Annotated in this window: 26 protein-coding genes; 16 read left to right on the plus strand and 10 right to left on the minus strand. The window is 70.1% G+C overall.

Going from position 1 to position 23,834, the window contains the following annotated elements; all coding sequences use genetic code 11:
• Positions 1 to 18: 18 nt before the first annotated feature.
• From Q673_RS31105 to Q673_RS31130, 6 genes are read right to left on the minus strand one after another with little or no spacing between them, the layout of a single operon-like run.
• On the minus strand, positions 19 to 411 hold the full coding sequence (locus Q673_RS31105) for a Na+/H+ antiporter subunit G (protein WP_023006659.1): 393 nt from the start codon (positions 409 to 411) through the stop codon (positions 19 to 21).
• A gap of 8 nt (positions 412 to 419) precedes the next feature.
• Positions 420 to 689, minus strand: a complete 270-nt coding sequence (locus tag Q673_RS31110; protein ID WP_023006660.1) for a K+/H+ antiporter subunit F — start codon at positions 687 to 689, stop codon at positions 420 to 422.
• Positions 683 to 1,180 carry a Na+/H+ antiporter subunit E gene (locus Q673_RS31115; protein ID WP_023006661.1) on the minus strand — a complete coding sequence of 166 codons (498 nt, stop codon included), beginning with the start codon at positions 1,178 to 1,180 and terminating at the stop codon, positions 683 to 685. The genes Q673_RS31110 and Q673_RS31115 overlap by 7 nt, the downstream gene beginning before the upstream one ends.
• Entirely contained in the window at positions 1,177 to 2,685 is a 1,509-nt protein-coding gene (locus Q673_RS31120) for a monovalent cation/H+ antiporter subunit D (RefSeq protein ID WP_023006662.1), read from the minus strand. The genes Q673_RS31115 and Q673_RS31120 overlap by 4 nt, the downstream gene beginning before the upstream one ends.
• The gene (locus Q673_RS31125) at positions 2,682 to 3,026 is read right to left on the minus strand and encodes a Na+/H+ antiporter subunit C (RefSeq protein ID WP_023006663.1); all 345 of its coding nucleotides are present in this window, start codon (positions 3,024 to 3,026) and stop codon (positions 2,682 to 2,684) included. The genes Q673_RS31120 and Q673_RS31125 overlap by 4 nt, the downstream gene beginning before the upstream one ends.
• Entirely contained in the window at positions 3,026 to 5,854 is a 2,829-nt protein-coding gene (locus Q673_RS31130) for a monovalent cation/H+ antiporter subunit A (RefSeq protein WP_023006664.1), read from the minus strand. The genes Q673_RS31125 and Q673_RS31130 overlap by 1 nt, the downstream gene beginning before the upstream one ends.
• A 226-nt stretch (positions 5,855 to 6,080) precedes the next feature.
• Here Q673_RS31130 and Q673_RS31135 point away from each other — a divergent pair, with 226 nt between their 5' ends.
• From Q673_RS31135 to rloA3, 10 genes are all read left to right on the plus strand, one after another.
• On the plus strand, positions 6,081 to 8,411 hold the full coding sequence (locus tag Q673_RS31135; protein ID WP_023006665.1) for a putative monovalent cation/H+ antiporter subunit A: 2,331 nt from the start codon (positions 6,081 to 6,083) through the stop codon (positions 8,409 to 8,411).
• Positions 8,404 to 8,841, plus strand: coding sequence for a Na+/H+ antiporter subunit B (locus Q673_RS31140; protein ID WP_023006666.1), 438 nt, complete (start codon positions 8,404 to 8,406; stop codon positions 8,839 to 8,841). The genes Q673_RS31135 and Q673_RS31140 overlap by 8 nt, the downstream gene beginning before the upstream one ends.
• A 9-nt stretch (positions 8,842 to 8,850) precedes the next feature.
• Positions 8,851 to 9,198, plus strand: a complete 348-nt coding sequence (locus Q673_RS31145; protein ID WP_023006667.1) for a Na+/H+ antiporter subunit C — start codon at positions 8,851 to 8,853, stop codon at positions 9,196 to 9,198.
• Positions 9,195 to 10,712 (plus strand): Na+/H+ antiporter subunit D, encoded by a 1,518-nt coding sequence (locus tag Q673_RS31150; RefSeq protein ID WP_023006668.1) that lies wholly within the window; start codon positions 9,195 to 9,197, stop codon positions 10,710 to 10,712. Before Q673_RS31145 ends, Q673_RS31150 begins: the two co-directional genes overlap by 4 nt.
• Complete coding sequence (locus Q673_RS31155) at positions 10,709 to 11,182, plus strand: Na+/H+ antiporter subunit E (protein WP_023006669.1); 474 nt, start codon at positions 10,709 to 10,711, stop codon at positions 11,180 to 11,182. The genes Q673_RS31150 and Q673_RS31155 overlap by 4 nt, the downstream gene beginning before the upstream one ends.
• Before the next feature lie 31 nt (positions 11,183 to 11,213).
• Positions 11,214 to 11,483: a monovalent cation/H+ antiporter complex subunit F gene (locus Q673_RS31160; RefSeq protein WP_023006670.1), complete on the plus strand. Its 270-nt coding sequence runs from the start codon at positions 11,214 to 11,216 to the stop codon at positions 11,481 to 11,483.
• Entirely contained in the window at positions 11,476 to 11,874 is a 399-nt protein-coding gene (mnhG, locus tag Q673_RS31165; protein WP_023006671.1) for a monovalent cation/H(+) antiporter subunit G, read from the plus strand. Before Q673_RS31160 ends, mnhG begins: the two co-directional genes overlap by 8 nt.
• Before the next feature lie 113 nt (positions 11,875 to 11,987).
• Positions 11,988 to 12,434, plus strand: a complete 447-nt coding sequence (locus Q673_RS31170; RefSeq protein ID WP_081712053.1) for a DUF3429 domain-containing protein — start codon at positions 11,988 to 11,990, stop codon at positions 12,432 to 12,434.
• A gap of 70 nt (positions 12,435 to 12,504) precedes the next feature.
• Entirely contained in the window at positions 12,505 to 13,791 is a 1,287-nt protein-coding gene (locus Q673_RS31175) for a lytic murein transglycosylase (RefSeq protein ID WP_023006673.1), read from the plus strand.
• A 19-nt stretch (positions 13,792 to 13,810) separates the two neighbouring features.
• Positions 13,811 to 14,368: a retropepsin-like aspartic peptidase RloA3 gene (gene rloA3 / locus Q673_RS31180; RefSeq protein ID WP_023006674.1), complete on the plus strand. Its 558-nt coding sequence runs from the start codon at positions 13,811 to 13,813 to the stop codon at positions 14,366 to 14,368.
• Positions 14,369 to 14,425: 57 nt separating this feature from the next.
• On the opposite strand, the gene Q673_RS31185 is transcribed toward rloA3, so the two are convergent.
• Positions 14,426 to 15,139, minus strand: coding sequence for a 16S rRNA (uracil(1498)-N(3))-methyltransferase (locus Q673_RS31185; RefSeq protein WP_023006675.1), 714 nt, complete (start codon positions 15,137 to 15,139; stop codon positions 14,426 to 14,428).
• A 116-nt stretch (positions 15,140 to 15,255) separates the two neighbouring features.
• On the opposite strand from Q673_RS31185, the gene phaR reads away from it, so the two are divergent.
• The 5 genes from phaR to Q673_RS31210 all read left to right on the plus strand — a co-directional run bounded on the left by phaR (position 15,256) and on the right by Q673_RS31210 (position 18,861).
• Complete coding sequence (gene phaR / locus Q673_RS31190; protein ID WP_023006676.1) at positions 15,256 to 15,735, plus strand: polyhydroxyalkanoate synthesis repressor PhaR; 480 nt, start codon at positions 15,256 to 15,258, stop codon at positions 15,733 to 15,735.
• A 93-nt stretch (positions 15,736 to 15,828) separates the two neighbouring features.
• Complete coding sequence (gene purD, locus Q673_RS31195) at positions 15,829 to 17,133, plus strand: phosphoribosylamine--glycine ligase (protein WP_023006677.1); 1,305 nt, start codon at positions 15,829 to 15,831, stop codon at positions 17,131 to 17,133.
• Between the two features lie 44 nt (positions 17,134 to 17,177).
• Positions 17,178 to 17,618, plus strand: a complete 441-nt coding sequence (locus Q673_RS31200) for an acyl-CoA thioesterase (protein WP_023006678.1) — start codon at positions 17,178 to 17,180, stop codon at positions 17,616 to 17,618.
• On the plus strand, positions 17,618 to 18,490 hold the full coding sequence (locus Q673_RS31205; RefSeq protein ID WP_023006679.1) for a phosphoribulokinase: 873 nt from the start codon (positions 17,618 to 17,620) through the stop codon (positions 18,488 to 18,490). The genes Q673_RS31200 and Q673_RS31205 overlap by 1 nt, the downstream gene beginning before the upstream one ends.
• A 29-nt stretch (positions 18,491 to 18,519) precedes the next feature.
• Complete coding sequence (locus Q673_RS31210) at positions 18,520 to 18,861, plus strand: histidine triad nucleotide-binding protein (RefSeq protein WP_023006680.1); 342 nt, start codon at positions 18,520 to 18,522, stop codon at positions 18,859 to 18,861.
• A gap of 124 nt (positions 18,862 to 18,985) precedes the next feature.
• Here Q673_RS31210 and Q673_RS31215 read toward each other — a convergent pair whose 3' ends face one another.
• From Q673_RS31215 to Q673_RS31225, 3 genes are all read right to left on the minus strand, one after another.
• Entirely contained in the window at positions 18,986 to 19,405 is a 420-nt protein-coding gene (locus tag Q673_RS31215) for an OsmC family protein (protein WP_023006681.1), read from the minus strand.
• A 121-nt stretch (positions 19,406 to 19,526) separates the two neighbouring features.
• Positions 19,527 to 20,207, minus strand: coding sequence for an N-acetylmuramate alpha-1-phosphate uridylyltransferase MurU (murU, locus tag Q673_RS31220; RefSeq protein ID WP_023006682.1), 681 nt, complete (start codon positions 20,205 to 20,207; stop codon positions 19,527 to 19,529).
• On the minus strand, positions 20,204 to 21,226 hold the full coding sequence (locus Q673_RS31225; RefSeq protein WP_023006683.1) for an aminoglycoside phosphotransferase family protein: 1,023 nt from the start codon (positions 21,224 to 21,226) through the stop codon (positions 20,204 to 20,206). The genes murU and Q673_RS31225 overlap by 4 nt, the downstream gene beginning before the upstream one ends.
• A gap of 134 nt (positions 21,227 to 21,360) precedes the next feature.
• Between Q673_RS31225 and Q673_RS31230 the strand changes: the two genes are divergently transcribed.
• Positions 21,361 to 23,799, plus strand: a complete 2,439-nt coding sequence (locus Q673_RS31230) for an LPS-assembly protein LptD (protein ID WP_031218420.1) — start codon at positions 21,361 to 21,363, stop codon at positions 23,797 to 23,799.
• Positions 23,800 to 23,834 lie beyond the last annotated feature (35 nt).

Here is a 23,834-nt window from a genome sequence, read left to right on the forward strand (position 1 = left end):
TGGCGGGCCCGAGGCGTGTCAGCCGTGGCCGCGGTCGGGGTGGGGCACCGGCTTCTCGCCGACCTCCTCGGGGCGCAGCTCCGCCGGGCGCCCGGCAGTCTTCTCCACGTGCTTGAGCTTGAGGTGAAGGCCGGTCTTGGCCAGCAGGTGAGCGCTCACCGGGGCGGTGATGAACAGGAACAGGGTGATCAGCATCTCCTGGATGTCCGGTTTGCCCTCGGTGACCCAGAAGTAGAGCATCGAGGCGGCCAGCATGCAGCCGATCCCCAGGGTGGTGGCCTTGGTGGGGCCGTGCAGGCGCATGTAGAAGTCGCGCAGGTGTGCCAGGCCCAGCGAGCCGATGAAGACGAAGGCGCCGCCGGCGATCAGCAGCAGCGAGATCACGCCTTCCAGAATCACGTAGTGTGTCATGGCCCCTCCTATTCGATGATGTCGCCGCGCAGCAGGTACTTGCATACCGCCACGGTGCTGATGAAGCCGAGCATGGCGATCAGCAGCGCCGACTCGAAGTAGGTCTTGGTGTTGAGCCACAGCCCCAGCAGCACGATCAGCGCGATGGAGTTGATGTACATGGTGTCCAGCGCCAGCAGACGGTCGGGCATGTCGGGGCCGATGGTCAGGCGGTAGACGTTGAGCGCCAGCGCCGCCACCACCAGGGCCAGGCAGGTAAAGAGAGCGACCTCTAGCATTCGTAGATCTCCTTCAGTGGCCGTTCGTAACGCTCGCGAATGGTCTCGATCAGTGCGTCATCATCCTCCACGTCCAGGGCGTGGATCAGCAGCGACTTGCCATCCAGGCGCAGGTTGGCCGACACCGTGCCCGGCGTCAGGCTGATGGTGTTGGCCAGCAGGGTGATGGTGAAGCGATCCTCCAGCATCAGCGGGTACTCCACGAAGTGGGGCCGCAGGCGCCGCCAGGGGTTGATGATCAGCCAGGCCACCTGGACGTTGGCGATCACGATATCGCCGAGTACGCGCAGCGCAAAGCGCAGCAGCAGACCCGGCTTCTTCACATGGGGCTGGGCGTCCCAGAAGCGGTGGGTCACCAGCGGGATGGCCACCGCCAGGGCGCCGCCCAGCAGGATATGGCCGAAGGCGACGCTGCGCACCATCAGCAGCCAGACAACCAGCAGCAGGATCGACAGCAGCGGGGTGGGCAGCCAGGGACGAGGCGTGATCATGGGGCGTCTCCCTCGGTGGACAGCAGGGCGCGGGTCACCGCCTCGGGGCGTGCCAGCTGCGCGGCGGTGGCGTCGGTGTAGTCGGCGAGGGGCCCGGCGAGGAGGACCAGTAGCGGCGAGGCGCCGATCAGCCAGGCCACGCCGAACCACTGGCGCGGCGGCAGGCGCTGGCCATCCGCCTCGCCGCTGCTGCGCCAGAACAGCGTCGAACCGGCCCGGGAGAGGGCGACGATGGCGGCCAGCCCCGACAGCAGCAGGATCGGCCACAGCCAGGCCCGCTGGCCGCCCTCGGCGGCCACCAGCAGCAGCGCCTTGCCGATCGCCCCGGAGAGCGGCGGCATGCCGGCCACCGCCACCGCGCCGGCGAAGAACAGCAGCGCCAGCCAGCGTCCCTGGCGCAGCGGCCGGCCCCTGACGATGCGGGTGCCCGCCTTGCCGCGCTGGGCGCCGATCATCTCGGCCAGCAGGAAGAGCCCGCCGGTGACCAGGGTGGTGTGGATCAGGTAGTAGAGCAGCGCGGAGATCGCCGCCGGGGTACCGATGCCGATGCCCGCCAGCAGGGTGCCCACCGAGACCAGCACCAGGTAGGCCACCAGCAGGCGCAGGTCGCGCGCCGCCAGGGTGCCGGCGCTGGCGGCCACCAGGGTGGCCAGGGCGAACCACCACACCCAGCCCTGCTCCAGGTCGGCCAGGGGACCGGCGCCCTCGCCGAACACCAGCGAGTAGACCCGCAGGATGGCGTAGATGCCGACCTTGGTCATGATGGCGAAGAGCGCGGCCACCGGCGCCGGGGCCGCTGCGTAGGCCCTGGGCAGCCAGAAGTAGAGCGGCAGGATCGCCGCCTTGAGGCCGAACACCACCAGCAGCATCAGCGCGCCGGCCATGACCAGCCCCTCGCGCTCGGCGGGCAGCGCGGCGAGGCGCGTGGCCATGTCGGCCATATTGAGGGTGCCGGTGGCGCCGTAGAGGATGCCCACGCTGATCAGGAACAGCGATGAGCCCGCCAGGTTGAGCACCACGTAGTGGACCCCGGCCATGATGCGATCGCGGCCGCCGCCGTGCAGCAGCAGGGCGTAGGAGGCGAGCAGCAGCACCTCGAAGAACACGAAGAGGTTGAACAGGTCGCCGGTGAGGAAGGCGCCGTTGAGGCCCATCAGCTGCCACTGGAAGAGGCCGTGGAAGTTGCTGCCGCGCTCGTCGTCGCCGGCGCAGGCGAACACCACCGCGCCCAGCGCCAGCACCGCGGTGAGCAGCACCATCAGCGCCGAGAGGCGGTCGAGCACCAGCACGATGCCGAAGGGAGGCTGCCAGTCGCCCAGGGCATAGTAGGTCACCTCGCCGCCGGCGGCACGCACCACCAGGGCGATGGCCACCAGCAGCAGGGCCAGGGTGGCGCCGACGCCCACCAGGCGCTTGACGCGCACGCTGCCCTGGCGCTGGAACAGCAGCAGCAGGCCGGCGACCAGCGGCACCACCACCGGCAGCACGATCAGGTGAGACATCATCGGCGACCCTCCCCGGCTTCATGCTTGCGGCCGTCGACGTGGTCGTTGCCGGCCTCGCTGCGCGCCCGCATGGCCAGGATCACCACGAAGGCGGTCATGGCGAAGCCGATCACGATGGCGGTCAACACCAGCGCCTGGGGCAGCGGGTCGGCGTAGTCGCCTGCCCCGTCGACCAATGCGGCGCCATCGGTGGTCAGGCCGCCCATGGAGAACAGGAAGAGGTTCACGGCATAGGAGAGCAGGGTCAGGCCCACCACGACGGGGAAGGTTCGCGAGCGCAGGATCAGGTAGAGCCCGCAGGCGGTGAGAACACCGGTGGTGATGGCGTAGAGGCTTTCCATCAGGAGGACTCCTTGGAACTGTCGGGAGACGGTGCGCTTGCGGTGCTGGGCTCCTTGGCCGGGCGGTGCGGCGTGGTCACCTTGCCCAGGTTGGCCAGGATCATCAGGGTGGCGCCGACCACCGCCAGGTAGACCCCCAGGTCGAAGAGCATGGCCGTGGCCAGCTCGAACTTGCCCACCAGCGGCAGCGAGAAGTAGCCGAACGAGGAGGTCAGGAACGGATAGCCGAACAGCCAGCTGCCCAGGCCGGTCAGGGTGGCGATACCCACCCCGGCCACCGCCACCGGCTGGTAGGGGAAGTCGAGTCGCTGCTGGGCCCACTCCACCCCGCGAGCCATGTAGAGCAGGATCAGCGCCACCGCGGTGACCAGTCCGGCGATAAAGCCGCCACCGGGCTCGTTATGGCCGCGCAGGAAGATGAAGGCGGAGACCAGCAGCGCCAGCGGCAGCAGCGCCATGGAGATGGAAGTCAGGATCGCCGGGTAGCGGTCCGGCGACCACACGCGGCCTTCACCGTCGCTGTGGGGCATGAACACTCGCAGCCGGTTGAGCAGCTTGAAGATCGCCAGGCCGGCCAGGGCCAGCACGGTGATCTCGCCCAGGGTATCGAAGCCGCGGAAATCCACCAGGATCACGTTGACCACGTTGTGGCCGCCACCACCGGGCACGCTGTTCTCCAGGAAGAAGCCGGAGATGGGGGTGGTGTCGCGGGTCAGTACCGCATAGTTGAGGCTCGCCACCACCAGCCCCAGGGCCCCGGCCAGCACCACGTCGCGCAGGTTGCGCCGGTTGGAGGACTCGGTGGGGGTCTTCTGGGGCAGGAAGAACAGCGCCAGCATCAACAGGATCATGGTCACTACCTCGACCGAGAGCTGGGTCAGCGCCAGGTCCGGGGCCGAGAAGCGAGCGAAGGTCAGCGAGACCACCAGGCCCACCACCGAAAGCATGATCAGCGAGATCAGGCGGAAGCGGTGGGTGACCGCGGTAGCGATGCCGCCGAACACCAGCAGGGCAGCGCCCAGCAGCACCACGCCGTCGACGGGCTGGTTGCCGAGTGCGCCGGTCAGCCCGCTCATGCGCGCCAGGCCCAGCCCACCCATCAGCAGCGAGGCGAACAGCAGCCAGGTCATGTAGCGCTGCAGGGAGCCGCCGTCGAAGCGGCCCAGGCTCCGCTCGGACCAGCGACCCAGGCGCTGCAGCGCCGCCTCGAACACCAGCCGGGCGTCGATGGGGCGGAAGCCACGATGGAAGTGGCGCAGGTCGGCATGGCGCCAGTAGGCCGCCGCCCCGGCGACCAGCGCCACCACGCTCATCCCCAGCGGCAGGTTGACGCCGTGCCAGATCGCCAGGTGGAACGCGAAGGGCTCGCCCAGCACCGCCGCCACGGCCAGGCCCAGCAGCCCCTCGGCGAGCACCGGCGCCAGGCCCACCAGCACGCACAGCACCACCAGCAGCTCCACCGGGGCTCGCATCAGCCACGGCGGCTCGTGGGGTGCCTTCGGCGGCGCCTGCCTGGCGGGCTTGAAGAACACCGCATGCACCAGGCGCAGGGAGTAGGCCACCGAGAGGATGCCACCGATCGTCGCCAGCACCGGCAGCACCCAGCTCAGCCCCGCCAGCACCGGGGTCTCCAGGGTCTCGGTGAAGAACATCTCCTTGGAGATGAAACCGTTGAGCAGCGGCACCCCGGCCATGGCCGCCCCGGCCAGGCTGGTCAGCAGGGCGGTGACCGGCATGGCCGTCTTCAGGCCGCCCAGGCGGCCGAGCTCGCGGGTGCCGGTCTCATGGTCGATGATGCCGGCGCTCATGAACAGCGCCGCCTTGAAGGTGGCGTGGTTGAGGATATGGAAGAGCGCGGCGAGCACGGCCATGGGGCTGCCGATGCCCAGCAGCACCGTGATCAGCCCCAGGTGGCTCACCGTGGAGAAGGCCAGGATGCCCTTGAGGTCGGTCTTGAGCAGGGCGAACCAGGCGCCATAGAGCATGGTGGCCATGCCCACCAGGGAGACCACCGCCGACCACAGCTCGCTGCCGGCGATGGCCGGGTGCAGGCGTGCCATCAGGAAGATGCCCGCCTTGACCATGGTCGCCGAGTGCAGGTAGGCGGAGACCGGGGTCGGCGCGGCCATGGCATGGGGCAGCCAGAACTGGAAGGGGAACTGCGCCGACTTGGTGAAGGCGCCCAGCAGCACCAGCGCCAGCATCAGCGGGTAGCGCGGATCGGCCAGGATCGCCTCGCCGCCGGCCAGGACGTCGTCCATGGCGTAGCTGCCCACCATGTCGCCCAGCAGCAGCAGGCCGGCGAGCAGCGCCAGGCCGCCGGCGCCGGTCACGGTCAGCGCCATGCGCGCCCCCTTGCGGGCGTCGCTGCGATGCGACCAGAAGCCGATCAGCAGGAAGGAGGAGAGGCTGGTCAGCTCCCAGTAGAGCCACAGCAGGATCAGGTTGTCGGCTATCACGATGCCGACCATGGAGGCCATGAACAGGATCAGGTAGGCGTAGAAGCGCCCGAAGGGCTCCTCCGGCGCCAGGTAGAAGTGGGCATAGAGCAGGATCAGCAGGCCGATGCCCAGGATCAGCAGGTTGAAGAGCAGCGACAGGCCATCCAGGCGGAAGGCCAGCTCGAGCCCCAGGGTGGGTATCCAGGCGACGCCGGCGCGCAGCGCCTCGCCGGCGGAGAGGGCCGGCAGCTGGGCCAGCATCAGCGCCAGCGCCAGCGCCGGCAGCGCGGCGCTGGCCAGGGAGCAGAAGCGCCGGCCGCGTCGGGCCGTGGCGATCGGCACCAGCATCCCCGCCAGCGGCAGCAGGGCTATCCACATCAGTGTCATCGGTCGCTCATCCTGCGAAGGTGAAGTGGGGGAGGGGCGCAGGATGCCCGCTGGGCCGGAGGATGCAAGCGACATCGGGCCGCATCCCGTCCCTGGGGCGCTGGCCCGTCCACGGCGGTACGCCGTTCATCCTAACGCAAAGCGCACTTCCACGCGCTACCCCACCCTTGTGTTTCAATATCTTGTATGGCTAAAGTGACCCGGTCGACCAACGGGAGGGCGTACCATGCAACTCGCCGTGCTGGGAGGTTTCGTGGTGGCGAGCCTGGTGCCGCTGCTGCACCGCTGGTTCGGAGCAGGCACCGCGCGGGTACTGGCGCTGCTGCCGGCGGCCATCGCCGCCTGGCTGCTGGGTCAGTGGCCGCTCATCGCCGCGGGCGAGACCCTGTGGCTCGAGTGGGCCTGGGTGCCGGGCCTCGACATCACCCTGACCTTCCTGATCGATGGCCTGGCGTGGCTCTTCGCCATGCTGATCTCGGTGATCGGCACCCTGGTGCTGCTCTACGCCGGCGACTATCTCCACGGCCACCGCGACCTGCCGCGCTTCCTGGTGGTGATCACCGCCTTCATGATGTCGATGCTGGGCCTGGTGCTGGCCGACAACCTGGTCGCCCTGTTCGTGTTCTGGGAGCTGACCAGCATCACCTCCTACCTGCTGATCGGCTTCAACCACACCGACCTCGCCGCCCGCAAGTCGGCCCAGCAGGGGCTCTTCGTCACCGTGGGCGGTGGCCTGGCGCTGCTCGCCGGCTTCGTCATGCTGGCCCAGGCCGGCGACAGCTGGTCGCTGGCCGAGCTCACCACCCGGGGCGAGGCGCTCAAGGCCCACGCCCTCTACACGCCGCTGCTGATCTGCGTGCTGCTGGGTGCCTTCACCAAGTCGGCCCAGTTCCCCTTCCACTTCTGGCTGCCTAACGCCATGGCGGCACCCACCCCGGTCTCGGCCTACCTGCACTCGGCGACCATGGTCAAGGCCGGGGTCTACCTGCTGGCGCGGCTGCATCCGGCGCTGGGCGGCACCGAGCCCTGGGTGATCACCCTCTCCCTGGTGGGGGCGCTGACTATGGCCACCGGCGCCTTCCTGGCGATCCAGCACACCAATATCAAGAAGCTGCTGGCCTACTCCACGGTGATGGCGCTGGGCACCCTGACGATGCTGCTGGGCATCGGCAGCGAGTACGCCCTGACCGCCTTCGTGGTCTTCCTGCTCGCCCACTCCCTCTACAAGGGCGCGCTGTTCATGGTGGCAGGCATCCTCGACCACGAGGCGGGCACCAAGGACGTCACCGCCATGGGCGGGCTGCGTCACCTGATGCCACGCACCGCCCTGGTCGCCGCGGTGGCGGCGCTGTCGCTGGCCGGGCTGCCGCCGCTGCTGGGCTTCCTCGGCAAGGAGCTGATGCTGGAGGCGGTGCTGGGGGCGGCCCACTACCGTGGGGTGATCCTGCTGCTGGCCTTCGTCGCCGCCTTCCTGACCCTGGCGGTGGCGGCCATCGTCGCCCTGCGCCCCTTCTTCGGGCCGCTGCGCGAGACCCCCCGGGTGCCCCATGAGGCCCCGGCCGGCATGCTCGTCGGTCCCGCCCTGCTGGCCGCGCTCTCGCTTGCGTTCGGCCTGGCGCCGGGGCTGCTCGACCCGCTGGTCGATGCCACCCTGGCGGGGCTCGGGGTGGCCGGGGCCGAGACGCACCTGGCGCTGTGGCACGGCATCAACCTGCCGCTGCTGCTCTCCCTGGCGAGCCTGGCGCTGGGGGCCCTGGTGGCCCGCCGCTGGGATCGCCTGCGCGGCCAGCTGGCGCGCCTCGAGCCGCTGATGGCGCGCGGCCCCGAGGCGGGCTACGAGGCCCTGATGGCCGGCATGGTGCGCCTCGCCGAGTGGCAGACCCGTTTCCTGCAGAACGGCTATATTCGCAACTACCTGGTGATGACCCTGCTGGTGCTGGTGGGGCTGGTCGGGCACGCCCTGCTGGTGCGCCACACGCCGAGCCTCTCCTTCGCGCTGGACGTCTACCTCCACGAGGCGATGGTGGCGGGGCTGATGGTGGCCGGGGCGATCGCCGCCTGCGTGATGCCCTCGCGGCTCGCCGCGGTGGCCGCGGTAGGGGTGATGGGCTTCTCCATCGCCCTGACCTTCGTGCTGTTCAGCGCACCGGACCTGGCCATCACCCAGCTGCTGGTGGAGACCCTGACGGTGATCCTGCTGGTGCTGGTGCTGTTCCGGCTGCCGCGTTTCGCGACCCTCTCGACCCCGGCGGAGCGGCTGCGCGACCTGGCGGTGGCGGGGCTCTCCGGCGGGCTGGTGACGTTGCTGATGCTTGCCGTGCTCTCCGGCGAGCGGCTGCCGCGCATCTCCGACTATATGGTCGCCAACAGCCAGCCGCTGGGTCACGGCCACAACATCGTCAACGTCATCCTGGTGGACTTCCGCGCTCTGGATACCCTGGGCGAGATGTTCGTGCTGGCGCTGGCGGCCATCGGCGTCTATGCGATGCTGCGCTTCCACGCCGAGGAGTACGATGCCAGGGATGCCGCCAACACCCGGAGGAGCGACGATGGTTAGATCCGGCACGCTGATCCTCAACGTGGCGGCGCGGCTGCTGCTGCCGCTGCAGCTGCTGTTCTCGCTGTTCCTGCTGCTGCGCGGCCACGACGAGCCGGGTGGCGGCTTCATCGCCGGGCTGGTCGCCGCGGGGGGCTTCGCCCTCTACCTGTTCGCCTACGGGCGGCGCGCCCTGGGGGCCATGCTCAAGGTCTCGCCGCGGGACCTGGTGGGGGTCGGCCTGCTGCTGGGGGTGGCCTCCACGCTGCCGGCCTGGTGGCATGGCCAGCCCTTCTTCACCGCCCAGTGGTGGACCATCCCGGTGATCGACTTCAAGGCCTCGACGCCACTGATCTTCGATATCGGGGTCTACCTGGTGGTGCTGGGCTCGGTGCTCACCGCCATCACCGCCCTGGTCAAGACCGACCATGAAGAGGACGACAGACGCTGAGGAGGTGTCATGGAACCCTTGCTGGCCGTGGCGATCGGCACGCTGTTTGCCGCCGCCATCTACATGATGCTGCGCCGCTCCATCGTCAAGCTGGTGATCGGCCTGATGCTGCTCTCCAACGCCGCCAACCTGCTGATCTTCGCCACCGCCGGCCTGACCCGGGGCGCGCCGCCGCTGGTGCCCGAGGGGCTCACCGCCCCCCAGGGGGCGGTGGCCGACCCGCTGCCCCAGGCGCTGGTGCTCACCGCCATCGTCATCGCCTTCGGGGTGCTGTCGTTCGCCGTGGTGCTGGTGCGGCGCGCCTGGGAGATCGTGCGCGCCGATGATCTGGACCGGATGAAGGAAACCGACACGTGAACCCCGAGATCGCGCTGCCCATCCTGATCCCGCTGATGTCGGGGGCCGTGTCGTTGGTGTTCTGGCGCTCGCGGCTGATGCAGCGGCTGGTCGCCGTGGGCGGTACCGCGGCTTTGCTGCTGACCAGCGTCTGGCTGCTCGCCGCGGTGAACCGCGAGGGGATCCTGGTGATGCACATGGGGGGCTGGGCGGCGCCCTTCGGCATCAGCCTGGTGGCCGACCTGCTGGGCGCCATCATGGTGGTGCTCACCGGCATCATCGGCTTCGCGGTGGCCCTCTACTCGCTGGCCACCGCCGGGCGCGGCCACGAGGCCTACGGCTACTTCCCGCTGATGCACCTGCTGCTGGCCGGGGTGGCCGGCGCCTTCCTCACCGGCGACATCTTCAACCTCTACGTGTGGTTCGAGGTGATGCTGGTGGCCTCCTTCGCGCTGCTGATCCTGGGCAGCGAGAAGCCGCAGATGGAGGGGGCGATCAAGTACGTGACCCTGAACCTGCTCTCCTCGGTGATCTTCCTGATCGCCGTGGGGCTGCTCTACGGCATGGTGGGTACCCTCAACATGGCCGACATCGCCCGGCGGCTGGCCGAGGTGGAGGAGCAGGGCATGGTCGACGCCCTGGCGATGATGTTCATGGTCGCCTTCGGCATCAAGGCGGCGGCCTTCCCGCTGTTCTTCTGGCTGCCGGCCTCCTACCACACCCCGCCGGTGGCGGTGTCGGCGCTGTTCGCGGGGCTCTTGACCAAGGTCGGGGTCTATGCGCTGTTCCGGGTGTTCACGCTGATCTTCCACCACAGCCCCGGCTATACCCACGAGATCCTGCTGTGGGGGGCGGGGCTGACCATGCTCACCGGGGTGCTGGGCGCGGCGGCCCAGTTCGAGTTCCGCCGTATCCTGTCGTTTCACATCGTCAGCCAGATCGGCTACATGATCCTGGGGCTGGCGCTGTTCACGCCGCTGGCGATCATCGGCGGGGTCTTCTACATCATGCACCACATCATCGTGAAGACGAACCTCTTCCTGGTCAGCGGCATCGTCCATCGGCTGCGCGGTAGCTACCAGCTCAAGCGCCTGGGTGGCTTCTATCGCAGCCATCCGTGGCTCGCCGTGCTGTTCCTGATCCCGGCGCTGTCGCTGGCCGGCATCCCGCCGCTCTCGGGGTTTTTGGCCAAGTTCATCGTGATCCGTGCCGGCATCGAGGCCGAGGCCTACGGGGTCACCGCCATCGCCCTGCTGGTGGGGCTGCTGACCCTCTACTCGATGATCAAGATCTGGGCCGAGGTGTTCTGGAAGTCGGTGCCGCCGGAGGGGGACGTCGACCCCTATCCCGAGGTGCGCCAGCGCGAGCTGTGGCTGATGGTGGCGCCGGTGGCGGGGCTGGCGCTGTGTACCCTGTTCATCGGCCTCTACCCGGCGCCGATCCACGCCCTGGCCGAGGCCTCGGCGGCCCAGCTGCTGGACCCGGAGGCTTACATCCGGGCGGTGCTGGGCGCCCAGGGGGAGGGAGTGCCATGATCGGTGCGGCCTGGAACCTGCTGCTGGGGGGCGCCTGGGTGTTGCTCACCGGCGACTTCAGCGGCCTCAACCTGCTCGCCGGCCTGGTCTTCGGCTACCTGGTGCTGGCGCTGATCCAGCCCCAGGTACCGGCGCTTTCCGGCTATGCCCAGCGCCTGCCGCGGCTGCTGGCCTTCATCGGCTTCTTCCTCAAGGAGCTGGTGATGGCCAACCTCAAGGTGGCCTTCGATATCGTCACCCCGCCCTGGTACATGAAGCCCGGGGTGATCGCCATGCCGCTCCAGGCGCGCAGCGAGTTCGAGATCGCCTTCGTCGCCAACCTCATCTCGCTGACCCCGGGCACCCTGAGCCTGGACGTCTCCGACGATCGCCGGGTGCTCTATATCCACGCCATGTTCCTGGACGACGAGGAGGAGCTGAGGCGCGACCTGGCGGAGCTGGAGCGCCGTGCCCTGGAGCTGTTCCATTGATTCCCCTGACGAGCCCGAGAGGAGGGTGCCCATGTCGCCTATCATCCTGCTGAGCCTGGCGCTGATGGCGCTCGCCCTGTGCCTGGCCTTCGTGCGCCTGTTCCGGGGCCCCAGCCTGCCCGACCGGGTGGTGGCCCTGGAGCTCTTCTCGTCGATCCTGGTGGGCATCATCGGGGTGGTGGCCATCGCCACCGATGTCGCCAGCCTGCTCGACGTGGCCATTGTCATGGCGCTGATGGCCTTCATGGCGGCCATCGGCTTCGCGCGCTTCCTGGAGCGGGGAGGGCCACGCGATGACTGAGCTACTCACCGAGCTGCTGATCCTGGTCGGGGCCGTGTTCATGCTGCTGGCGGCGTTGGGGGTGGTGCGCCTGCCCGACCTGCTCACCCGCATGCACGCCACCACCAAGGCGGCCACCCTGGGCGCCACCCTGATCATGCTGGCGGTGGCCCTCCACTTTGCCCAGGTGGCGGTGGTGGCCCGCGCCCTGGGGGTGATCCTGTTCATCCTGATGACCGCGCCGGTGGCCGCCCATGTGATCGGCCGTGCGGGCTACTTCGTCGGTTCGCGGCTGTGGGAGGGCACGGTCAAGGACGAGCTCAAGCCCCACTACGACCCCCTGACCCACGAGCTCAAGAGTGGCCGCGAGGGTCAGGGCAAGCCTCGCCCCGACGAGTCCGACGCCCCCTGATGACGCGCCTTGCCAGCGCCATGAGGCCGCCCACGGGCGGCCTCATGCGTTGAGGGCAGGGGATCGGTTTTATTTGTACAGAAGCTTTACTAATATTTGTATTGTGTTAATGATTGTCGAGGCCTCGCCATGCACCGCAAGCCCCACCTGCCCAGAAGCCCTGCCGGCACTGTGCTCGGCCCTTCGCCTGGCTGGCGCCGGTGGCCTGGCAGGGGGTCGCCATCAATGCCTTCCTCGCCTATGCCGCGGTGATCCTCTCCTTCCTGGGCGGCATCCAGTGGGGGGTGGCGATGTCGCTGGAGGCCGCCGGCGGTCCCGGCTTCCGGGCCCGGCTGATGCTCAGCATGGCCCCCAGCCTGATCGCCTGGCCGTCATTGTTGCTGCACCCGGTGACCGGGGCCTGGGTGCTGGCGCTGGGCTTCGTGGTGGTGCGCCTGCACGAGCTGGGGCGCGACAGCCGTGAGCTGCTGCCGAGCTGGTTCCAGTCGCTGCGCCACCTGCTGACCGCGGTGGTGCTGGCCTGCCATGGCGCAGTGATCTGGCGGCTCGCCGGTGCCTGACGGGGCTGGCCGCGGGGCGCCAACTGCGCGATGATCGCGACTCGTTGCCCGTTTCGCCAAGGAGAGCCCCATGCAACGGATGACCCTGACCTGCTGCCTGGCCCTCGCCCTGCTGGCCGGCTGCCAGAGCGGCCCGGCCCTCGAGGCGCAGGCCGCCGATGACGCCGTATCGGCACCCGCCGAGGCGGCGCCCGAGGCCACCACCGCCGAGACGCCGGCGGCCGAGAGGCCTGCCGCCGGCGAGACCTTCGACGCCTGGCTGTCACGCTTCCGCCGCGAGGCCCGCGCCGAGGGCATCTCGGCGGCGACCCTGGAGCGGGCCCTGGCCTCGCTGCGCTATCGCCCCCGGGTGATCGAGCTCGACCGCTCCCAGCCCGAGTTCGTGCGTCCCATCTGGCAGTACCTCGACAGTGCCGTCTCCGCCCGGCGGGTCACCACCGGTCGCGAGCGCCTGGCCGAACACCGTGACACGGCGCGGCGCATGGAGGTGCGCTACGGGGTGCCGGCGGAGGTGATCGTCGCCATCTGGGGCATCGAGAGCAACTACGGCGGCAACTTCGGTGACTTCTCCACCCTCGAGGCGCTGGCCACCCTGGCCTACGACGGCCGGCGCCGCGACTTCGCCCGCGGCGAGCTGCTCGCCGCCCTGCGCATCATCGAGGCCGGCGACATTGCCCCCGAGCGCATGCTGGGCTCCTGGGCCGGCGCCATGGGCCACACCCAGTTCATCCCCTCGAGCTTCGCGGCCTACGCCGTGGATGGCGACGGCGATGGCCGCCGCGACATCTGGGGCAGCATCCCCGACGTCATGGCCTCCACCGCCAACTACCTGGCGCGGGCCGGCTGGCAGGAGGGGCAGCCCTGGGGCGTCGAGGTGACGCTGCCCGAGGGGTTCGACTACGCCCAGACCGAGCTCTCCCATCGCCGCCCCGCCCGGGAGTGGGCCGCGCTGGGGGTGCGCCCCGTGGACGGCGGTGCCCTGCCGGCCTTCGATGCCGCCGCGGTGATCACCCCGGCCGGGGCGGCCGGCCCCGCCTTCCTGGTGGGCCCCAACTTCCGCGCCATCTTGCGCTACAACAACGCCACCAGCTACGCCCTGGCGGTGGGCAGCCTGGCCGACGAGATCGCCGGCCGCGAGGGCATCGTCGGGGGCTGGCCCCGCGACGAGCAGCCGCTGGCGCGCACCCAGGTGCGCGAGATGCAGCGCGAGCTCAATGCCCGCGGCTTCGAGGTGGGCACCCCGGACGGCATCCTGGGGCCCAATACCCGGCGCGGCCTGCGCGAGTATCAGGCGGCGATCGGCGAGGTGCCGGATGGCTTCGCCACGCGCCGCCTGCTGGAGCGCCTGACCCGATGACTTCATCAAGGAGACGAGGATGACGATGCGATGCAAGGCCTGGGCCCTGGCGGCCGCCCTGCTGGCCGGCGCCGCGCCGGCGCTGGCCGAGGAGAAGGTGTTCGGCTGGGTGGAGAAGGCCCTCGTCGAGCCCTGGGGCGTGGAGGTCAAGGCCAAGCTGGATAGCGGCGCGCTGACCTCGTCGCTTGACGCCCGTGACATCGAGCGGTTCGAGCGCGACGGCGACCGCTGGGTGCGCTTCCGCCTCAAGCTGGAGGACGAGGAGAGCGGCGAGGTGTTCAGCGAGCGCCTGGAGCTGCCGCTCTACCGCAGCCTCAGGCTGCGCGGTGCCGGCGGCACCGACCGTCGCCCGGTGGTGCTGATGAAGGTGTGCATCGGCGACACCATCTACGAGGAGCAGTTCAGCCTGCGCGACCGCGGCGACATGAACTACCCGCTGCTGCTCGGCCGGCGCACCATCGGTCACCTGGGCCTGCTCGACGTGCGTGAGACCTTCCTCAGCGAGCCGCGCTGCGACGACGACTCGCCGCTGGTGGAGCACGACCCGGAAGAGGAGGAGGGCGTCGAGGATCCCTGACCCATGGCATGGCTCCCGGTGAGGGCCGGCGCAGAGCCGGCTTAGAGCAGAGCCGGCCTAGAAGAGCCGCGCCAGCAGGGCGGTGACCGCCGTCTCCACCCGCAGGATGCGCGGCCCCAGGTGGATCCCCTCGCACCCCGCCGCGAGCAGTCGCTCCACCTCCCAGGGGATGAAGCCTCCCTCGGGGCCCACCAGCAGCAGCGTCGGCTCGTCGAGGCCCCGCGGGCAGGCCGCCGGCATCCCCGGGTGGGCCAGCAGGCCCCGCCGACCCTCGAGCAGCCCGGGCAGGGTGTCCTCCACGAAGGGGCGAAAGCCCCGCGCCAGGGTGACCTCCGGCAGCCGGGTGTCGCGGGCCTGCTCCAGGCCCAGCACCAGGTGCTGGCGGATCTTCTCCGCCTCGAGCTCCGGCGACATCCAGTAGCTCTTCTCCACCCGTCGGGTGTGCAGCAGGGTGATGCGCTTCACCCCCAGGGCGGTGACGTGTTCCAGGGTGCGCGCCAGCATGCGCGGGCGCGGCAGCGCCAGCACCAGGTGCACCGGCAGCGCCGGCGGCGGCGCCTGGTCGAGCCCCTCCAGGGCGAAGGTGGCCGCCTGCGCGTCGAGGGAGAGCAGCTCCCCCCGGCCGATGGCGCCATCCACCACGCCGACGGTCAGGCGGTCCCCCGGGGCGGCGCGGTGCACCTCGCGCAGGTGGCGCAGGCGGCGCGGGTCGGTCACCCGGGCAAGGCCCTGATGGGCGATATCGTCGGGGGCTAGCAGGATCAGGTTCATCGGGGACTCGCCGCGTTGGAAATCGAAAGAGGACTATGCCTTGCATGGTCGGTGTCGCGGTGCACAATGGTCCCACAGGGGCAGTCGTCCCCCCATGACGAATGAGGAGCAGCGCCGTGCGCGTGATTCGCAAGTATGCCAACCGCAGGCTCTATGATACCCAACAGAGCCGCTATGTGACCCTCGAGGACCTGCGCCAGCTGGTGCTCGACAGCGAGCCCTTCCGCGTCGAGGATGCCAAGAGCGGCGAGGACCTGACCCGCACCATCCTGCTCTCCATCATCATTGAGCAGGAGCAGGCCGACGGCGACGCCGAGGTCTTCTCCAACGACCTGCTGGCCCAGTTCATCCGCGTCTACGACATGGCCCAGCCGCTGCCCCTGGCACGCTACCTGGAGCAGGGCACCCGACTGATGATGGAGCAGCAGCAGCGCATGCAGGACCAGTGGCAGCAGGCCATGCGCCACTCGCCCATGGAGCTGATGCGCGAGCTTGCTGAGGAGAACATGAAGTTCTGGCAGCAGACCATCGGCCAGGCCACCGGCGCCGGCAGCCAGGAGGGCCACAAGGGCAAGGAGGATGGCGGCAAGGGCTGAGCCGGCCGTCACGCATCCGCCCCGGCTTTCTGACATAATGCCGCCTCGATTCGAAACGCCGCCCCGGCGGCCAGCAGCATGAAGGTGGATAGGATGAAGGTGCTGATCATCGGCGGCGGTGGCCGCGAACACGCCCTGGCCTGGAAGGTCGCCCAGTCGCCCGCGGTGACGCTCACCTATGTGGCGCCGGGCAATGCCGGTACCGCGCGGGAACCGGGCCTGACCAACGTCGATATCGCCGCCGACGACCTCGAGGGGCTGGTGGCCTTCGCCCGCGAGGCGGCCGTTGACCTCACCATCGTTGGTCCCGAGGCGCCGCTGGTGCTCGGCGTGGTGGACCGTTTCCGCGAGGCTGGCCTGACGATCTTCGGGCCCACCGCCGGCGCCGCCCAGCTCGAGGGCTCCAAGGCCTTCACCAAGGACTTCCTGGCCCGCCACGCCATCCCCACCGCCGAGTACCGCACCTTCACCGCGGTGGCCCCGGCCCTCGACTACCTGGCCGAGCAGGGCGCCCCCATCGTGATCAAGGCCGACGGCCTGGCCGCCGGCAAGGGCGTGATCGTCGCCATGACCCTCGCCGAGGCCGAGGCCGCGGTGCGCGACATGCTCGAGGCCAACGCCTTCGGCGATGCCGGGGCGCGGGTGGTGATCGAGGAGTTCCTCGACGGCGAGGAGGCGAGCTTCATCGTCATGGTGGATGGCGAGACGGTGCTGCCCATGGCCACCAGCCAGGACCACAAGCGGGTCGGGGAGGGCGACAGCGGTCCCAACACGGGCGGCATGGGGGCCTACTCGCCGGCGCCGGTGGTCACCGACGAGGTGCACGAGCGCATCATGGCCCGGGTGATCCGGCCCACGGTGGAAGGCATGGCCGCCGAGGGCCACCCCTACACCGGCTTCCTCTACGCCGGGCTGATGATCGACGCCGCGGGCAACCCCAAGGTGATCGAGTACAACTGCCGCTTCGGCGATCCCGAGACCCAGCCCATCATGCTGCGGCTGAATTCCGACCTCGCCGCGCTCTGCCTGGCCGGGGCGCGCGGCGAGCTCGCCGGCCACACCTGCGAGTGGGACACCCGCGCCGCGGTGGGCGTGGTGCTGGCGGCCGGCGGCTACCCGGGCAGCTATCGCAAGGGCGATGCCATCGAGGGCATCGAGGCGGCCGAGGCCACCGGCTGCAAGGTGTTCCACGCCGGCACCGCCGAGCAGGGGGGGGAGCAAGAGCCCCAGCTGGTGACCGCCGGCGGGCGGGTGCTCTGCGTCACCGCCCTGGGCGAGGGGGTGGCGGCCGCCGCCGCCAACGCCTACCGCGGCGTCGACGCCATCCGCTGGGAGGGCGCCTTCTGCCGACGTGACATCGCCCACCGGGCGATCGCCCGGGAGCGCGGCGAGCGCTGAGCCAGGCCGCGGCCCACCATAACAAGACCCACAAGGAGGCGAGCATGGAGCGCGTCAGGCTCGAGTTTCCCGAGGCGGCCATCGTCCACCGCCAGCCGCTGACGGTGCGCGTCACCGACATGAACTACGGCCGCCACCTGGGCCACGATGCCCTGGTGTCGCTGCTCCATGAGGCGCGCATCCAGGCCCTGGCCGCGCTGGGGCTCAGCGAGTGGGACCTGGGCGGCTATCCCAGCGTGGTGGCGGATCTCGCGGTGCAGTACCAGTCCGAGGCGCGCTGGCCCGATGCCCTGGTGGTGGAGACGGCGATCCCCGCCCCGCAAGGCAAGGCGCTGACCGTCTTCCAGCGGGTGGTCCATGCCGAGGGCGGCCGCCCGGTGGCCACGGCGCGCCTCAACCTGCTGCTGGTGGACCCCGCCAGCGGCCGGCCGGTGGCGGTGCCCGAAGCGGTAAAGGCGGCTCTCGCCGTGGCGGGAGAGGCCTGATGTCCCGGGAGTATCCGATCATCGCCGTGACCGGCTCCTCCGGGGCCGGCACCACCACGGTGAAGCGCACCTTCGAGCGCATGTTCGCCCGCGAGGATGTGCACGCCGCCTTCGTCGACGGCGACGCCTTCCATCGCTACACCCGCGAGGAGCTCGGGCGGATCTTCCGCGAGGAGCCGGAGCGCAAGGACGAGCTCTCCCACTTCGCGGTGGAGGCCAACCTGCTCGAGGAGCTGGAGACGCTGTTCCATGAGTACGGCGAGGGCGGCAGCGGTACCTATCGCCACTACATCCATGCCGAGGACAAGCAGATGATCGAGGCCGGCTACCGGGTCGGCACCTTCACCGAGTGGCAGTCGCTGCCCTACGGCACCGACCTGCTGTTCTACGAGGGGCTCCACGGCGGCCTGGTCACGCCGGAGCACGACATCGCCCGTCACGTCGACCTGCTGGTGGGGGTGGCCCCCACCATGAACCTGGAGTGGATCCAGAAGATCGACCGCGACACCAAGCTGCGCGGCTACTCCCAGGAGGCGGTGATCGATACCATCCTGGGCCGCATGGGTGACTATGTGCGCTATATCCAGCCACAGTTCTCGCGCACCCATATCAACTTCCAGCGGGTACCCACGGTGGACACCTCCAACCCCTTCGAGGTGCAGGACATCCCCACCGACGCCGAGTCCTTCGCGGTGATCCGCTTCCGCGACCCGGCGACGGTGGACTTCCCCTACCTGCTGGCGATGATCCAGGATGCCTTCATGAGCCGTCCCCATACCCTGGTGGTGCCCGGCGCCCGGGTGTCGCTGGCCATGGAGCTGATCCTGGGACCGCTGGTGCGCCACCTGCTGGCCCAGCGGCGCTTCCGTTGACCGCGACCCTGCCCACAAGGAGGCCCGAGATGGAGTGCCTGTTCTGCAAGATCATCAATCGCGAGATCCCCGCCGAGATCGTCCATGAGGATGACCAGGTGGTGGCCTTCGAGGACATCAACCCCCAGGCACCCACCCACCTTCTCCTCATCCCCCGCAAGCATATCGCCACCCTCAACGACCTCGAGGAGGGGGATGCGGCGCTGGTGGGACGGCTGCAGCTCACCGCCGCACGCCTGGCCAGGGAGCGGGGCTTTGCCGAGGAGGGCTATCGGGTGGTGATGAACTGCAATGACCAGGGCGGGCAGACCGTCTATCATATCCACATGCACCTGATGGGCGGCCGACGCTTTACCTGGCCGGCTGGGTAGTCGGCGTTACTGCGGGCAACCGCGCGATCGACGGTGTTCGGCGCATCGGGTGCATCCCGCCTACCGACAAGACGACGGCGCCACCCTCCCGGGTGGCGCCGTCGTGCCTTGATACCTCGACGCGCTACGCCTCCACGATGGTGTAGGAGTGGGTCACCTCGACCCCGCCCTTGACCAGCATGATGGAGGCGCTGCAGTACTTCTCGGCGGAGAGCTCCACGGCGCGTGCCACCTGCTTCTCCTTGAGCCCCTTGCCGGTGACGGTGAAGTGGACATGGATCCTGGTGAACACGCTGGGGGTGGCGTCGGCGCGCTCGGCCTCGATGCTCGCCACGCAGTCGCTGACCTCGGCGCGGGCCTTCTCCAGGATATTGAGGATATCGAAGGAGGTGCAGCCGCCCATGCCCATCAGCAGCAGCTCCATGGGGCGCGGGCCGGTGTTTCGGCCGCCGTGGTCGGGCGGCCCGTCGATGACCACGCTGTGGCCGCTTCCCGATTCGGCGACGAACTGGCGGCCGTCGGTCCATTTCACGGTGGCTTTCATGTCTCGAGTGTCCTTGTCGTTCGCTGGATATGTCGCCGGGGCGGTGCCCGGCGCCCCTGGCGGTGTGCTTTTGACGCAGCGGTGAAAACGATGAGCAGCATACCAGCTGCATCGTATGGGCTCAGCTGCGAGGGAAACCCGGGCTCAGTTCCCTGTCCAGTGCGTCGAGCCTTGCCGGCGTGCCCACGTCCACCCAGCGGCCACGGTGGTGGTGTCCTGCCACGCGCCCTTCGGCCATGGCGCGACGCAGCAGCGGCGCCAGGGCGAAGGCACCTGGGGGTTCGCCGGCCACCAGCGCCGGGTCGAGCAGGCCGATGCCGGCGTAGGTGAGGCGTGGCTCGCCGTCGGCGCGGACGCGGCCGGCAGCGTCGAGGTGGAAGTCCCCGGCCGGGTGGTGGTCGGGGTTGTCCACCAGCACCAGCCGCGCCAGGTCGTGATCCTCGAGGTCGGACAGGCCGGCCGGGTCGAGGTCGCACCAGACGTCGCCATTGATCAAGAGGAAGGGGGCATCACCCAGCAGCGACAGCGCCTGGCGGATGCCGCCGCCGGTCTCCAGCGGCGTCGCCTCGCGGCTCCAGGCGATGCGTACCCCGTGGTCGGCGCCATCGCCCAGCGCCGCGATGATCTGCTCGGCGCGGTAGCTGACGTTGATCACGATCTCGGTGATGCCCGCCGCGCGCAGGCGCTCCAGGTGGTGGACGATCAGCGGTCGCCCTCCCACCGGCAGCAGCGGCTTGGGGCAGCGGTCGGTCAGCGGGCGCATGCGGGTGCCGAGGCCCGCGGCGAGGATCATCGCCTTCATGCCGCCTCCTCCAGGCGCGCCAGCAGGGCAGGGCGGAAGGTCTCGGTGAGCCAGGCCCGGAAGGCATCGTGGCCGGTGAGGCCCGCCAGGCTCTCCTCCAGGTGGGCGAGGAAGTGGGGCAGGCGCTCCAGGTAGCCGCGCTTGTGGTCGCGCAGGGTCAGGCGGCAGAAGATGCCCAGCACCTTGAGCGAACGCTGGGCGGCCATGGCGTCGGCCCAGGCCAGGAAGGTGGCCTCGCCAGTGCTCGCGGGCAGGCGGCCGTCGGCCACGGCGCGGCGGCGGAAGGCCTCGACCATGTCGGCGAAGGCCTCTCTGGCGAGGCGGCGGTAGCGCCCGCGCAGCAGCGAGACCAGGTCGTAGGTGACGGGGCCGGCCACCGCGTCCTGGAAGTCGATCAGCACCAGCGCGTCGCCGCGCACCATCAGGTTCATGGCGTCGAAGTCGCGGTGCACCGTCACCACCGGCTGGGCCAGGGCCGACTCCACCAGTGCCTGGCGCAGCGCCGCCCAGCCCGGCGGCGGCGCGAGCCCCAGCCACTCGCCGAGGCACCAGTCGGGGAAGAGGTCGAGCTCGCGGCCGAGCAGGGCGGCGTCATAGCGCGGCAGCTCATCGGGTCCGGCGCGGTTCTGCAGCTCATGGATCAGCGCGATGGCGCGCCCGAGCCAGGCCCGCTGGCCTGCGGCGTCGTCGAAGCACTGCTGCAGCGGGGTGTCGCCGAGGTCCTCGAGCTCCAGGAATCCTGCCGCCAGGTCGTCGGCATGGAGGTGCGGCACCGGCAGCCCGGCGGCCTCCCAGCGCCGCGCGATGGCCACGAAGGGACGGGAGTCCTCCTGCTCGGGCGGCGCGTCCATCAGCATGCGGCGGCTGGCATCGGGCAGGGTCAGGCGGAAGTAGCGGCGGAAGCTGGCGTCGCCGGCGGCCAGGCGCAGGTCGAGGGCCTCGGGGGCCAGGCCGTGGCGCTCGGCGGCCCAGCGGGCGAGCCGTTCGCGGCGTGAGGCGTCGTGGGCGGCGTCGGTCATGGGGCTCCTGGAGGTGGCCGGTTGACGGTGGTGGGCGGGCGCCGCATGCTGGGCGCTGCATCGCTGGCGCCGGCAGCACAGGCCGACGGCGGCCTGTATAATAGCGTTTCACCCCGCCGAGGACATCGACCAAGATGGGCAAGCGACTCTCATGGATGACCCTGGCAGGCCTGGCGGCCACCACGCTCGCCGGCGGACCGCTGCTGGCGGCGCCCCCCGAGCCCCTTCCCGCCGAGCGCCTCGACTTCGAGCCCTGGGGCAGCGAGCGGCCGGCGGATGCGCTGTGCCGCGGGCGCTACGTGATGCCCGCGTATCGCCTGCCGCCCCCCGAGCCCGGCAAGGTCGCCAGCGAGTCCCGGAGCGCCAGCTACGGCGAGGATGGCGAGACCCTGCTGCGCGGCGAGGTGGTGCTGCGACGCGATGACGCCCAGCTCGAGACCCCCCAGGTGCGGGTGCCGGCCAGCCGCGAGCGCGCCTTCGCCGAGGGGCCCATGGCGCTGCGTGACCGGGGCCTGCTGGTGCGCGGCGAGGCCGGCGAGCTCTCGCTGGTCAGCGATGCCGCCAGCATCGATCAGGCCCACTACGTCTTCCATGACCGCCACCTGCGCGGCGATGCCCAGCGCCTGGCGCGCCTGGAGGATGGCCGCTATCGGCTCACCTCGGCCGCCTTCACCACCTGCGATCCCGGCGACAACCTCTGGCGCCTGGTGGGGGGTGACGTGGTGCTCGACCGCGAGAGCGGCTTCGGCACCGCCCGGCATGCCCGCCTGGAGGTGAAGGACGTGCCGGTCTTCTACTGGCCCTGGGTACGTTTCCCCATCGACGACCGTCGCCACACCGGCTTCCTGTGGCCGGCGGTGGGCTTCTCCACCGACTCCCTGGACTACGCCCAGCCCTTCTACTGGAACATCGCCCCCAACCACGACGCGACCCTCACCCCGCGCTGGATCAGCGATCGCGGCCTGCTGCTGGGGGGCCAGTACCGCTACCTCTTCGCCGAGTCGGCCGGGCAGATCGAGGGCGCCTGGCTCGGCAGCGACGACGGTGGCGACGGCGACAACCCCTATGACCCGGCGCGCCGCTACCAGGGCGAGGATCGCTGGTACCTCGACTACCGCCACGCCGGCACCCTGAGCCCGCGCAGCCGCTACCGGCTGCGCTACGGGGCGGCCAGCGATGGCCGCTACTTCGACGACTTCGGCAGCGACTTCGCCGAGCAGAACACCTCGGCCATGGAGCGCCTGGCCCAGGTCGACTACCGCGGCGACACCTGGCGCCTGGACGCCCGTGCCCAGGGCTTCCAGAAGCTCGACGACCCGCTGCTCGACCGCGACAAGCCCTTCTACCGCCTACCCAGCCTCAGCGCCGCGGCGCGCTGGCGCCAGGCGAGCGGCTTCTACCAGCACTGGAACTCCAACTACAGCTATTTCTGGCGCGACGTGGAGGAAGACGAAATCCCGTTGGAGCGGGAGGCGGCCACCGGCTCGCGGCTGCATCTGTCGCCGGCCCTGGGCTGGCGCCTCGACGAGAGCTGGGGCCACCTGGAGCCGCGCCTGGAGTGGCTGGGCACCGCCTACGACCTGGACTACGGCGAGCGCGACACCGACCGCGACACCTCGCTGACCCGCAGCGTGCCGGTCAGCTCCGTGGACGCCGGCCTGGTGTTCGAGCGCGAGCTCGACCTGGGCGGGCGCGGCTACCGCCAGACCCTGGAACCCCGCGCCAACTACGCCTATGTGCCGGCCCGCGACCAGAGTGACTTCCCCGACTTCGACACCAGCGAGCGCGCCTTCTCCTGGGGCCAGCTGTGGTCGCCGCACCGTTTCTCGGGCAGCGACCGGGTGGGCGACCTCAACCGCCTCTCCCTGGGGGTGGAGTCGCGGCTGCTGGAGGACGACAGCGGCCGCCAGCGGCTCTCCCTGGGGCTCGGCCAGGCGCTCTACTTCGAGGACCGCACCATCGACATGGATGGGGATCCGGACAGCTTGCCGGATCGTGAACGCCGCTACGCGGACTACTACCGCGCCACCCGCGACCGCTCACCGCTGGTCACCCGGCTCGACTGGCGGCTCACCGATCGCTGGCGTACCGGCTGGCAGTGGCTCTACGACGATCACCTGGAACGCACCGAGCGCGCCGGGGTCGACCTCCAGTACCGTTCGCCCGCGGGGCATGCGCTGAACCTCGGCTATCGCTGGGAGTTAAGAGGCTTCGACCCCTCACTGGATCAGGATGACGACGACTTCCGTCCCTACGATCGCGAGGAGTACGACGTCTCCTTCGCCTGGAAGGCGGGGCAGCGTGTCGACTTGATCGGCCGTCTGCTCTACGACAACACCAACGACCGTGCTCTCGAGCAGCTCGCCGGGGTGCAGTGGAACGACTGCTGCTACGGCGTGCAGCTGGTGTGGCGCGAGTGGATCGACGACAACGACACCGGCGTTGAAAGAGACGATTTCACCGACCGCGGGGTCTTCCTGCGCTTCGTGTTCAAGGGCCTCGGCGGCGTCGGCCGCGAGGCGGACAGCTACTTCGAACAGGCCATCCCCGGCTACCGCAGCACCGCCTTCTGAGCCGGATGGCAGAGCACCCGACAACGATGAGAGGA

It is taken from the genome of Halomonas sp. PBN3 (assembly GCF_000475415.1).
GTDB classification, from domain to species: Bacteria; Pseudomonadota; Gammaproteobacteria; order Pseudomonadales; family Halomonadaceae; genus Halomonas; species Halomonas shengliensis.

Coding starts and splice junctions, on each gene's coding strand:
- Q673_RS31225 (WP_023006683.1), bottom strand. CDS start 21,226: ATGACCGACGCCGCCCACGACGCCTCACGCCGCGAACGGCTCGCCCGC.
- Q673_RS31230 (WP_031218420.1), top strand. CDS start 21,361: ATGGGCAAGCGACTCTCATGGATGACCCTGGCAGGCCTGGCGGCCACC.
- Q673_RS31205 (WP_023006679.1), top strand. CDS start 17,618: ATGTCCCGGGAGTATCCGATCATCGCCGTGACCGGCTCCTCCGGGGCC.
- Q673_RS31105 (WP_023006659.1), bottom strand. CDS start 411: ATGACACACTACGTGATTCTGGAAGGCGTGATCTCGCTGCTGCTGATC.
- Q673_RS31160 (WP_023006670.1), top strand. CDS start 11,214: ATGTCGCCTATCATCCTGCTGAGCCTGGCGCTGATGGCGCTCGCCCTG.
- rloA3 (WP_023006674.1), top strand. CDS start 13,811: ATGACGATGCGATGCAAGGCCTGGGCCCTGGCGGCCGCCCTGCTGGCC.
- Q673_RS31115 (WP_023006661.1), bottom strand. CDS start 1,180: ATGATCACGCCTCGTCCCTGGCTGCCCACCCCGCTGCTGTCGATCCTG.
- Q673_RS31140 (WP_023006666.1), top strand. CDS start 8,404: ATGGTTAGATCCGGCACGCTGATCCTCAACGTGGCGGCGCGGCTGCTG.
- Q673_RS31125 (WP_023006663.1), bottom strand. CDS start 3,026: ATGGAAAGCCTCTACGCCATCACCACCGGTGTTCTCACCGCCTGCGGG.
- Q673_RS31130 (WP_023006664.1), bottom strand. CDS start 5,854: ATGACACTGATGTGGATAGCCCTGCTGCCGCTGGCGGGGATGCTGGTG.
- Q673_RS31135 (WP_023006665.1), top strand. CDS start 6,081: ATGCAACTCGCCGTGCTGGGAGGTTTCGTGGTGGCGAGCCTGGTGCCG.
- purD (WP_023006677.1), top strand. CDS start 15,829: ATGAAGGTGCTGATCATCGGCGGCGGTGGCCGCGAACACGCCCTGGCC.
- Q673_RS31145 (WP_023006667.1), top strand. CDS start 8,851: ATGGAACCCTTGCTGGCCGTGGCGATCGGCACGCTGTTTGCCGCCGCC.
- Q673_RS31185 (WP_023006675.1), bottom strand. CDS start 15,139: ATGAACCTGATCCTGCTAGCCCCCGACGATATCGCCCATCAGGGCCTT.
- Q673_RS31175 (WP_023006673.1), top strand. CDS start 12,505: ATGCAACGGATGACCCTGACCTGCTGCCTGGCCCTCGCCCTGCTGGCC.
- Q673_RS31110 (WP_023006660.1), bottom strand. CDS start 689: ATGCTAGAGGTCGCTCTCTTTACCTGCCTGGCCCTGGTGGTGGCGGCG.
- murU (WP_023006682.1), bottom strand. CDS start 20,207: ATGAAGGCGATGATCCTCGCCGCGGGCCTCGGCACCCGCATGCGCCCG.
- Q673_RS31155 (WP_023006669.1), top strand. CDS start 10,709: ATGATCGGTGCGGCCTGGAACCTGCTGCTGGGGGGCGCCTGGGTGTTG.
- mnhG (WP_023006671.1), top strand. CDS start 11,476: ATGACTGAGCTACTCACCGAGCTGCTGATCCTGGTCGGGGCCGTGTTC.
- Q673_RS31215 (WP_023006681.1), bottom strand. CDS start 19,405: ATGAAAGCCACCGTGAAATGGACCGACGGCCGCCAGTTCGTCGCCGAA.
- Q673_RS31210 (WP_023006680.1), top strand. CDS start 18,520: ATGGAGTGCCTGTTCTGCAAGATCATCAATCGCGAGATCCCCGCCGAG.
- Q673_RS31200 (WP_023006678.1), top strand. CDS start 17,178: ATGGAGCGCGTCAGGCTCGAGTTTCCCGAGGCGGCCATCGTCCACCGC.
- Q673_RS31120 (WP_023006662.1), bottom strand. CDS start 2,685: ATGATGTCTCACCTGATCGTGCTGCCGGTGGTGGTGCCGCTGGTCGCC.